Source organism: Kitasatospora sp. NPDC057512 (assembly GCF_042802135.1).
In the GTDB taxonomy this organism is placed as follows: Bacteria; Actinomycetota; Actinomycetes; order Streptomycetales; family Streptomycetaceae; genus Kitasatospora.
Genome location: NZ_JBHVET010000269.1, coordinates 1 through 10,231, shown reverse-complemented (window position 1 = coordinate 10,231; position 10,231 = coordinate 1). Strand labels below are relative to the sequence as shown.

11 protein-coding genes are annotated in these 10,231 nt (G+C 73.4%); 4 read left to right on the top strand and 7 right to left on the bottom strand.

Annotation, left to right across the window (positions count from 1 at the left end):
* Positions 1–335, top strand: a 335-nt coding sequence (locus tag ACFU6K_RS19005) for a 4'-phosphopantetheinyl transferase superfamily protein (RefSeq protein ID WP_380664461.1), incomplete at its 5' end; no start/stop codon positions are given.
* A gap of 188 nt (positions 336–523) precedes the next feature.
* Positions 524–1,213 carry a hypothetical protein gene (locus ACFU6K_RS19000; RefSeq protein WP_380664459.1) on the top strand — a complete coding sequence of 230 codons (690 nt, stop codon included), beginning with the start codon at positions 524–526 and terminating at the stop codon, positions 1,211–1,213.
* A 98-nt stretch (positions 1,214–1,311) separates the two neighbouring features.
* Here ACFU6K_RS19000 and ACFU6K_RS18995 read toward each other — a convergent pair whose 3' ends face one another.
* From ACFU6K_RS18995 to ACFU6K_RS18980, 4 genes are all read right to left on the bottom strand, one after another.
* A complete protein-coding gene (locus ACFU6K_RS18995) occupies positions 1,312–1,875 on the bottom strand; it encodes a hypothetical protein (protein ID WP_380664457.1) in 564 nt (187 codons plus the stop codon).
* A 135-nt stretch (positions 1,876–2,010) separates the two neighbouring features.
* Positions 2,011–3,168, bottom strand: coding sequence for a GDSL-type esterase/lipase family protein (locus ACFU6K_RS18990; protein WP_380664455.1), 1,158 nt, complete (start codon positions 3,166–3,168; stop codon positions 2,011–2,013).
* Between the two features lie 75 nt (positions 3,169–3,243).
* Positions 3,244–3,822, bottom strand: coding sequence for a TetR/AcrR family transcriptional regulator (locus ACFU6K_RS18985; RefSeq protein WP_380664453.1), 579 nt, complete (start codon positions 3,820–3,822; stop codon positions 3,244–3,246).
* Between the two features lie 112 nt (positions 3,823–3,934).
* On the bottom strand, positions 3,935–4,942 hold the full coding sequence (locus tag ACFU6K_RS18980; protein ID WP_380664451.1) for an AraC family transcriptional regulator: 1,008 nt from the start codon (positions 4,940–4,942) through the stop codon (positions 3,935–3,937).
* 211 nt (positions 4,943–5,153) lie between these two features.
* Between ACFU6K_RS18980 and ACFU6K_RS18975 the strand changes: the two genes are divergently transcribed.
* Positions 5,154–5,621 (top strand): DUF1772 domain-containing protein, encoded by a 468-nt coding sequence (locus ACFU6K_RS18975; protein ID WP_310593231.1) that lies wholly within the window; start codon positions 5,154–5,156, stop codon positions 5,619–5,621.
* Positions 5,622–5,727: 106 nt separating this feature from the next.
* Here ACFU6K_RS18975 and ACFU6K_RS18970 read toward each other — a convergent pair whose 3' ends face one another.
* The 3 genes from ACFU6K_RS18970 to ACFU6K_RS18960 form a co-directional block, all read right to left on the bottom strand.
* A complete protein-coding gene (locus ACFU6K_RS18970) occupies positions 5,728–6,423 on the bottom strand; it encodes a polysaccharide deacetylase family protein (RefSeq protein WP_380664448.1) in 696 nt (231 codons plus the stop codon).
* A gap of 214 nt (positions 6,424–6,637) precedes the next feature.
* Positions 6,638–7,240: a DUF1772 domain-containing protein gene (locus tag ACFU6K_RS18965; RefSeq protein ID WP_380664445.1), complete on the bottom strand. Its 603-nt coding sequence runs from the start codon at positions 7,238–7,240 to the stop codon at positions 6,638–6,640.
* 179 nt (positions 7,241–7,419) lie between these two features.
* Positions 7,420–8,256, bottom strand: a complete 837-nt coding sequence (locus ACFU6K_RS18960) for an NmrA family transcriptional regulator (RefSeq protein ID WP_380664443.1) — start codon at positions 8,254–8,256, stop codon at positions 7,420–7,422.
* A 714-nt stretch (positions 8,257–8,970) separates the two neighbouring features.
* Between ACFU6K_RS18960 and ACFU6K_RS18955 the strand changes: the two genes are divergently transcribed.
* Positions 8,971–10,110, top strand: coding sequence for a Rieske 2Fe-2S domain-containing protein (locus ACFU6K_RS18955; RefSeq protein ID WP_380664441.1), 1,140 nt, complete (start codon positions 8,971–8,973; stop codon positions 10,108–10,110).
* The last annotated feature ends 121 nt before the right edge of the window (positions 10,111–10,231 follow it).

Below are 10,231 nucleotides of genomic sequence, written 5' to 3'. Positions count from 1 at the left end.
GGATCGATGCCGAGCGAGGTGAGCCGCTTCCCCGGGGCGTCCTCCAGTTGGTCAGCAGCGCGTCCGAACGCGGCGGCCTGGCGGTGCTGCCCGAGGGCCAAGCCCCGTGGGACACCGTCCTGTTCAGCGCCAAGGAGGCCGCCTACAAGGCCGTCCATCCGCTGACCGGCACCTGGACTCCGCTCGCGGCCATCGCCGTCACCGTGCACGCCGACGGCACCTTCACGGCCCGGCACCCGCACCTCCCGGCCGTCCGCACCGGCTCCTGGGGCGTGCACCGCGGCACGGTGGTCACCGTGCTCGCCCTTCCGCCGTCCCGGGCGGCCGCGGCGTGAGACGCCCGCCGCCTGTGGGCCACGCCCGCCCCGCTGCTCGTTCGGCACCAGCCGTACTGGGGCCGAACGAGGGGCGGGGCCAAGGGGTTTCGCCCTGATCCGTGTGGCGCGCGGCCGGTTCGCCTGCGGCGGGCGCGGCGGGACTCTACCGTGGCGTCGACGGTGTCGGCGGACGGAAGGGCGCTGAGGTGGATTTCCCGAGCAGGAAGGCCCTGGACGGGCTGACGGTGGCCGAGCACGGCGCACTGGCGGCGATGCACGGCACGGTCAGCGGCCTGCACGCGGAGTGGCGGTCGGCGCTCGCCGTGGAGATGCGGTTGAGGTACGCGGCGGACGCCGCCGAAGGCCGCCGCGACGACGGGGACGAGGGGACGGCGGCGCGGCTCGACCACGAGGTCGCCCAGGAACTGAACGGCGCGGCCTTCGAGTTCTCGCAGGCGGTGGAGGTGCTGCTGTGGCGTACCGCCAGCGCGTACGCGGTGCTGGGCATCACCGTGCTCGACCGGCTGGTCGCCGGCAACCCGCCGCTGTCCGAGGGCGTGGTGGGGAAGCTGTGCGAGGAGCCGCTGCTCGGCGAGTTCGAGGCCGCCGTCACCATCCCGGTCGAGCAGTTGCTCGTGGCCCGCGACAACGCCGAGCTGGCGCACGCGCGCAAGGGGCGGCGGCGGATGGCCGCGCTCGTGGAGCAGGCGTACGACTGCCTGGCGGACCAGGCGCTGCCCGCCGCCACAGGACGCGTCGCCGCGGCTCGGAGCCGTGTGTCGGTGGCGGCTCCGGAGGGCTTCGACGCGCCGTGGCTGGGCTACCTGGAGCCGCTGGTCGGACTCGCGCGGCAGGGGCCGTACGAGATCAGCGCGTTCCTGAGGCGACGGGCCTGAGGCGAAGGCCCCCTGGAGTCCGGGCCGAGCCGCGTGATGCGGACTCCGTAGGGCCGGCGGCCGGGTGGGCGGCCGGCCCTCCGTGGTCACGCAGCCGGTCAGGCCGAGGTGGTCGGGGCGCCAGGGCGGTCGTCCTGTCGCGCCATGGCCACCGACCACTGCGGGAACCGCTCCGCGGGTATCGCGGAGGAGGCGACGGCGTCGGGGCGGAGCGACGCGGCGGGGAGGAACACCACCCGGCAGCGCCGGCACAGCCAGGTCGCCCGCCACACCTGGTGGAGCTGCTGCCACTGCTCGTAGGTCCGCGGCCACTGGTCCGCCGTGTCGCTCCGGCGGCTCCGGTGGGCGAAGTGGACGGCGAGTCCGATGGCCAGCAGGACCGCGGCAATGCTGAACGCGCCGTAGTGGTAGCCGAACTGGTACGCGGCGTCGTCGACCTCGGCGGCCTTGTCGCCGGAGCCCAGCGTGGTCAGTCCCAGCAGACCCGTGAGGCCGGCCAGGACGAAGAGGGTGACCGCGGCCCCGCTCGTGCCCCGGGGCTCGGACGGCATCGTCAGCAGCTCCCGCGTCGGCGGGTCGAGCGGCCGGTCGGAGTCCAGGAGGGCGAGGCGCACGGTGACGGTTTCGTCCGCGGCGGCGCAGGTCGGGCAGGTGGTGCTCATCGAGAGGTGGCTCCGGAGGTGGCGCGTGGTGTACGTGGTGTACGGAGGAGCCCGTAGTACAGCACAGGGAACTGACTGCTCGTGCGACCGGCCCCGGAGCCGGAGGCCCCGCCGGCAGGAGGTGACCGGGGCGGGTCACGGTGCCAGGGCGCCTCCGGGGGCGAGGGCGAGGTCGGCGAAGCGCTCCGCGATCAGCCGGTGGGCCTCCGGGGAGGGGTGGAGGCCGTCGGGGAGCGGGTGGGCGTCGTGGTCGGGCTCGCCGTAGAGGGCCAGGCCGTCCAGGTGGTGCAGGTGGTGGTCGCCGTCGGCCCGGCGGTCGGCGACGATGCGGGCCAGTTCGGCGCGGACGACGGTGAGGGTGAGCCGGCCGGCGGCGACCTCGGCGGGGTCTCCGGTGGCGCGGAAGCGGAGGGTGCCGCTGCTGAAGTCGGGGGCGAGCGGGCCCGGCACGGTTTCGTGGAGCGGGCAGAGCAGCGGGGAGACGAGCAGCAGTGGCGTATTCGGGTGGCCGTCCCGGACGGTGTCCAGGAAGCCGTGGACGGCCGGGGTGAAGGCGCGCAGCCGCATCAGGTCGCTGTTCACCAGGTTGATGCCGAGCTTGAGGCTGATCAGGTCCGCGGGGGTGTCGCGGATGGCGCGCGCGGTGAAGGGGTCGAGCAGGGCGCCGCCGCCGAAGCCGAGGTTGGTCAGGTCCAGGCCCGCGCGGTTGGCGACCAGGGCGGGCCAAGTGCCGGTGGGGTGGGTGGCGTTGGAGCCGTGGCTGATCGAACTGCCGTGGTGCAGCCAGCGCTTGCGGGTGCCGGTCGGGACCGGCTCGATCGGGGCGTCGGTGTCGAGGGCGATCAGTTCGGTGGTCTCGGTGTGCGGGAGCCAGATCTCGACGGTCTTGTCCCGCTCCGGCAGGCCGGTGAACCGGGCGCTGCCGGACGGCCCTTCGGTCAGTTCGAAGCGGCCGGTGGCGAGGTCGACGGTGCGCAGGTTGCCGCCGGGGACGCCGGTCCGCGTGGTGAGCCGGCCGTCCACCAGGAGGTCGTAGACGCCGTCCGGGACGTTCGGGACGCCCGGGTAGGCGCGCTTGGTGGGGACGGCGTGCAGCGTGATCGTGGTGGCGCGGGTGCGGAAGGCCAGCCGGACGCCGGAGGGCTGGGACTCGGCCATCGCGAGCTGCTCGTCCGGGATCCGTCGGCGGGCGGCGGCGGGCAGGCGGTGCGGCAGCAGGCCGCGGCGGGTGTGTTCGACGTCGAGGTGGCCGTGGAGGAGGTCCTCGGTGACGGGGGTGGTGATCGTGGTCATGATGCTTCTTCGGTTCGTCGGGTCGTCAGACTGGGCAAATGGGCGGATGGCCGGACCGGTCGTACAGGAGGCCGGTCAGCCGGTCGTACGGGCTCCGCCCGAGCGCAGCAGGGCGTCGACGGAGTCGATGATCCAGTCCCAGGACTGCCGCGGGTCGACGGCGGTGTGACTGAAGCCGCCGGCCGCCTCCAGGCTGATGTAGCCGTGGAAGACGCTGCCGAGCATCCGCACCGCGTGGGTCTGCTCCGGTTCGCCCAGGTCGTAGCCGCGCAGGAGCGCCCTGGACATCTGGGCGTGCCGGACGCCCGCGCTGGCGGCGGCCGTCTCGGCGTCCAGGCGCAGGCGGGTGGCGTCGTAGCGGCCGGGGTGGCGGGCCGCGTAGTCGCGGTAGGCGTCCGCGAAGGCGGCGAGCGCGTCGCGGCCCGCCCGGCCGGCGAGGGCGTCGGCGACGAGGTCGGCGAGTTCCTCCAGGGCGTACAGGGCGATCCGGGTCCTGAGGTCCTGGGAGCTCTTGAGGTGGGAGTAGAGGCTGGCCGTCCGGACGCCGAAGCGGCGGGCGACCGCGGCGACGGTCACCTGGTCGAAGCCGACCTCGTCGGCGAGTTCGGCGCCCGCGACGACCAGGCGTTCGACGGTCAGCCCTGCCCGTGCCATGCGTGTTCTCCCGTACGGTCGCCTCGGTGGTTGCCTACGGACAGTATGGGATTGCCTAAATGGTTTAGGCAAATGGAAACGGCCCGCTCGGCCCGCTCGGCCCGCTCCCCGCTCAGCCCGCCAGGATCACCGTCTCCGCCGGCCCCGAGAAGCCCGCCGCCTGCGGCTGGGTGCCCGTGGCGGCGAGCCGGCGGTGCTCCTGCGGGCTGACGCCGCGCACCCGCTTGAAGGCCGCCGAGAGGGCGAAGGCGTTGCTGTAGCCGACCTTGCGGGCCGCGAAGGCGACGGTGCACTCGGGCTCGCGCAGCAGGTCGGCGGCGACCGCCAGGCGCCAGCCCGCCAGGTACGCCATCGGGGGCTCGCCGACCAGGGCGGTGAAGCGGCGGGCCAGGCCGGCCCGGGAGACCCCGACCCGCTGGGCCAGCTCGGCGACCGTCCACGCGGTGGCCGGGTCGTCGTGCATCAGCCGCAGCACCGGGCCGACCACCTGGTCGTGCTGGGCGCGGTACCAGGCGGGGGCGCCGGAGTCGGGTGCGGCCAGCCAGGAGCGCAGCACGGAGACCACCAGCAGGTCCAGGATGCGGTCCAGGACGAGTTCCTGGCCGGGCTCGTTGCGCCCTATCTCGGCGGCCAGCAGGTGCACCAGGGTGTCGTCGGCGCCGGTGCCGGCCGGGCGGACCAGCAGCGCGGGCAGGCAGCCCAGCAGCCGCTGGCCGATCTCGTGCTCGGCCTGGTAGGTGCCGGACAGCACCACCGAGGAGGCCCGGTCGCCCTCCCGCCCCTGGCCCCAGGTCCGGACGCCCAGCGACATCACCTCGGAGACGTCCACCCCGCCCTTGGTGCAGACCTGGCCCGGGCCGACGATCACGTCCACCGGGGTGTCCGGATCGTCCGCCACGGTGTACGGCTCCGGGCCGCGCACGATCGCCACGTCCCCGGGGTGCAGCAGCAGCGGGGTGCCGCGCTCGGGCAGGATCCAGGCGTCGCCGCGGACCATCGTCACCACGGAGAGCGGGGCCCGGTCCTCGATCCGCAGCGACCACGGCGGGGTGAGGATGGAGCGCAGCAGGAACGCGCCACGGGCCTTGGGGCCGTCGAGGAGTCCCGTCAGAGTGTCCATGCCGCCAAGTGTAGACGTCGGCACATCATTTGACGCTTCGTCATTTGAGGGACTCTTGAGTGATCGAGGTGGCCCGCACCGCCCGGATGCCGGATGATCTGCCCACGGGGTATGGACCGAGACACGGCGAACGCGATACGGCGGTACGGCGGTACCGACAGCGAGAAGTGAGGGGCTCACGACGATGGAAACGGCACGCACACTCGTCCTGGTGGCGGCCACTGTCACCTGTGGACTGACCGCGGGACTGTTCTACGGATTCTCCTGCTCGGTCATGCCCGCGCTCGCGCGGGCCGAGGACCGGACCTTCATCGAGGTCATGCAGCGCATCAACAAGGCGATCCTGAACGGCTGGTTCGTCCTCGGCTTCGTCGGCGCCCTGCTCGCCACCGCGGCCGCGGTCGCCCTGCACCTGCCCTCGGACGGGCACGACGTCCTGCCCGCGACCATCGCCGCCCTCGTGCTGTACATCGCGATGATCGGGGTGACCCGCTCGGTCAACATCCCGCTGAACGACGAGCTCGAGGCCGCCGGGTCGCCCCAGCGGATCGCCGACCCGGCCGCGGTGCGCAGCCGCTTCGAGGCGCGCTGGGTGCGCTTCAACGTGCTGCGCACCCTGCTGTCGACCGGCGCGCTGGCCTGCCTCGCCTGGGCGCTGATCCTCAACGGGCAGAGCTGACCGGGCCGGACCCGCTCAACGGGCGGAGCCGACCGGGCCGAGCCCCTTCGACGGGCGGCCCGAGCGCGCCGCCCGTCCCTTCGCCACCCTCTGCCGCCGGCCCGACTCAGCCGCAGAGGGTGGCGAAGCCGTACCCGCGCGCCTTGAGCGTGGAGATGATCGTCGGCAGCGCGGCCACCGTCTGACTGCGGTCGCCGCCGCCGTCGTGCATCAGGACCACCGAGCCGGGCCGGACGTTGTTCAGCACCCGTGACCGGATCGCGGCCGTGCCGGGGCGGGACCAGTCCGCCGGGTCCACCGACCAGAGCACGACCTGCTTGCCGAGCGCCGCGGCCTTCGAGCGCACCGTGCTGTTCACCGCGCCGTACGGCGGGCGCAGGCAGCTCGGGGTACGGCCGGTCCGCGCGCGGATCGCCCGGTCGGTGTCGGCCACCTGCGCGTCGAGCGCGGCGGCGGAGAGCTTGCGCAGGTCCGGGTGCGACCAGGAGTGGTTCTGCACGCTGTGGCCCTGCCTGGCGACCTGCGCGGTCACCGAGGGGTGGGCGGCGACGTTCTGCCCGATCTCGAAGAAGGTCGCGCGCACCCCGTACCGGGCGAGCGTCGCCAGGACCTTGGGCGTGTAGGCGGGGCTGGGGCCGTCGTCGAAGGTCAGGTAGACCACCTTGCCGCCGGTGGCGCCGGCCGCCTCCGCCCCGGTGGCGGGCAGGGCGACCGCCGCTCCCGCCGCCAGGGCGACGACGAGCGCGCCGATCGCGGTCCGGATCCTGCCGACTGCCTTGCGCCTGCCGGGTCGTACGGACATGCCTGCCCCCTGCGGTCGGAACTCCCGTGCACCGGCCGCCAGTCTGCTCCCGAGGGGCCGTCCGCCGCGACCCTCCGTCGATCGCGAGCGAACGGAACCGGCCAGTGGGAGCACGGGGTGCCGTGAGCACAGACACCGCCGGGCAGCGCGGGTGTCGGGCATGCCGAGGCCCCCGGCGGGTTCCGCCGGGGGCGCGGTACGGGGGGTTCGGCGTTCAGCGCCCCGCGCGGCCGTGCAGCACCAGGGAGCGGGTCAGCGCGAACAGTCCACCGGCGCAGAGCGCGGTGCGGAGCATGTTGACCGGCACCCAGGTGTCCGCGAACTTGGCCCGTACGGCGGCCAGGTCGTGGATCTGCGACGGGTCGCCGGCCGCCGCCAGCTCGTTGTTCAGCGGGATGTTGACGCCCATGGTGACGATCAGCGCCACCACGTACAGCGCCGTCGCGGCCGCCGCCCAGAGCGCGGCCTGACGCCGGCCGGCCTTGTGCTGGAGCCAGGCGGCGATGCCGGTGGCGAGGAACGCGCCGACGAAGACCAGGCCGAACAGCCCGTTCCCGTCGATCGCCTTGTTGATCTGCTGCATCGCCGCCACGTAGGTGTGGTCGTCGCCCGCCGCGAGGCCCGGCATCACCGAGACGTCGAAGGCGAAGAACAGGCCCGCCATCAGGCCCATCGCGACGGTGGCGCCCACCAGGAGCGGCCCGGCGGCCTTGCTCCGGGTGGCGGGCACGGCCGGGGCCGTACCGCCCGGCGCGAGGCCGGTGAAGGACTGTGCGGCGGTGTAGGAAGCAGGGGTCGCGGTCTGATTCGAGCGCATCGGTTTTCCTTCGGTCTCCCCGGTCCCCGCCCGACGCGGGGACCCTCCCGGTGTCCGGGCCGCCGGCCTCCCCACCGCTCCCGGCCGCGGCCGGGTGTTCGGTCAGGCGGTCGGCGCCGCCCGGCACCGACGATCAAGTGAACTGCCGTACGGACGGCAGGTGTTGCCCTTCCGGCTGGTCACGCGTTCCACACGCCCGAGGCGGCGGCCTCGCGGGCGTAGTCGGCGAAGTCCCGCGGCTCGCGGCCCAACGCCCGCCGCACCCCGTCGCCCAGCGACGCGTTGCGGCCGTCCAGGATCACCGAGAACAGCTCCGCGAAGTCCGCCGGCAGCCCCGCCGCCTCCAGAACCCCCCGGTACGCCTCCTCCGACACCGCCTCGAACCGCACCGCACGCCCCGTCGCCGCCGACAGCTCCACCGCCACGTCCGAGAACGACAGCAGCCGCGGCCCCGTCAGCTCGTACACCTCCCCCGCGTGCCCCGCCTCCGTCAACGCCGCCACCGCCACGTCCGCGATGTCCTCCACGTCCACGAACGGCTCCACCGCACCACCCACCGGCAACGCCAACTCCCCCGCCAGCACCGGCTCCAGGAAGAACGACTCGGAGAAGTTCTGGTTGAACCACGCGCACCGCACCACCGTCCACGCGGCCCCCGACTCCATCACCGCCTTCTCCCCCGCCTCCGCGGCCTCCTCACCACGCCCCGACAGCAGCACCAGCCGCCCCACCCCGCGCTCCGCCGCCAACCGCGAGAACGCCCCCACCGCCTCCACCGCACCCGGGAACGCCAGATCCGGGTAGTACGTCAGATACGCCGCACTCACACCCTCCAACGCCCCCTCCCACGTCCCCTCGTCGTGCCAGTCGAACGGCACCGCACCCGAACGCGACCCCACCCGCACCCCGTACCCCAGGGCCGTCAGACGCTCCGCCACCCGGCGACCCGTCTTCCCCGTCCCACCGACCACCAGCACGACACCGGACTCGACCGCGAGATCCACCACACCAGCCATCACACACACCCTCATTCCAAGACTCGGAGGAATCACCGACGACCGGTCCTTCGGAGGCGCCGGTTGCGCCCGATCGGTTCGCCGTCGTGGCACCAATTCAAATCCCCCCTGGCCCGGCGATCCATAGCCGCCGCTCTCAGTTCCATGCGCGAGCGTCTACGCCACCGGTACGTCACCGACCAGCGGCGCTCCGCCCACCCACGGCCGTCGAGCCGTCCGCGGCCAGGGCTCCCCTGCCACCCACCACAACACACCCCGCCCCCGGCAGAAAGCCCTTTCCAGCACCTCTCGACCCCTCCTCGACCGCCTGCGGCAATCACCGCGCGGTGCGACCGGAAAGGGTCGGGGGGAAATCGGGGGGAACCGCGGCGGTCGGCCGGATCCGCATTCCCGTCGCCCCGGGACCGCCGAATCCGCCACCCCGGGACCGCCGATTCCGTCGCCGGCGCCGATCGCCCCGCGGTGCGGGCCCGTACGGATGCCGAGGGCCCCGCCGAGGTGCTCGTACACCCTCACGACTCAGGGCCGGACGAGTGGCTGGGACCTGTCGAATCCTTGAACAGATCCACCTGACGGATCATCAGACTTGTTGTGAGTTAGGGAGATTGTCCGTGCACGGGCTCCCGTTCCATGGCTAGCATCGGAAATCCATTCTGTTCGAGCGCTAATCGCCTGGGAGGGGCGGCGCCGGACAGACCGACAGGAGACTTCTTCATGCGCGTGTCCAAGCACGTCCACCCCGTCAGCAGCCGCCCGACCGCGGCCGACGTCGCCTTGCCACCGGCGCTGCCCTACCCCGACGGCTGGTCCGCACTCGCCTTCTCCGCCGAGCTCAGGCCCGGCACCGTCCTCACCCGCCAACTCGCGGGCGAGGACGTCGTGCTGTACCGGCTGCGCAACGGCCGCCTCCGCGCGATCCGCCCGTACTGCCCGCACCTCGGCGCCCACCTCGGCCTGGCCGCGGTCGAGGGCGACGACCTGGTCTGCCCCTTCCACCGCTTCGGCTTCGACGCCGAGGGCCGCTGCGTGCGCACCGGGTACGGCACCCCGCCGCCCAAGGCGGCGCTGACGCCGCTGCCGGTGCGCGAGGTGAACGAGGCGGTCTTCGTCTGGCGCCACCACGACGGCCGGGAGCCGGACTGGGAGATCCCCGCCTGGCACCGGATCGGCGACGGGCGGCAACCCCTGCGCTACACCTCCTTCGAGATGCCCGGCTACGCCCAGGACGTCATGGAGAACTCCTTCGACCTGGGCCACTTCGTCACCCTGCACGGCTGGCCGCAGGGCGAGTTGGCGAAGCCGGTGGAGTTCGACGGCACCACCTTCCACATCTCCATGCTGGTCCGGGAGACCTTCCCGCTGCTCGGCATGCGCGAGGTCCACGTCGAGGTGGACGGGTACGGCCTCACCGCCCTGCACCCCGACGTGCACACGCCCTCGCTGGGCCTGGAGATCTGCTCGCTGGTCATGGCCACCCAGGTCGCTCCCGGCCGGATGCAGCTGCGACAGGCGAGCCGCTTCGTCATGTCGGAGCCGTCCGGGCTGCCGCCGGTCATCGCCCGGACGGTCAGCCGGGCGGTCACCAGGCTGCTGGCGGGCCCGATGTTCAAGCGCAACCTGGAGTTCACCGCGGCCGACTTCCCGATCTGGTCCACCAAGCGGTACGTGTCGCCGCCGAAGCTCGCCCCGGGCGACGGGCCGATCGGCGCGATGCGGCACTGGGCCCGGCAGTTCTACCCGCCGGACCGCCAGGCGCACCTGCCGGGGCCGGCCGCGCTCGCCGACCGGGACGGGCACGACGCGCTCGACGGCAGGGCCGACACCCATGCCCGGACCAACGGCCCGGTCGCGTAGATCCACAACGACGAAGAGACGGGAAGAAGCACCCCGGTTCCGCGCGCGGCATTCACAGGAGAGGGTATTCACAGAAAGCTGCCGATTCCCTTCCCTTGCCCCGCGGTTCACGGCTGAATAC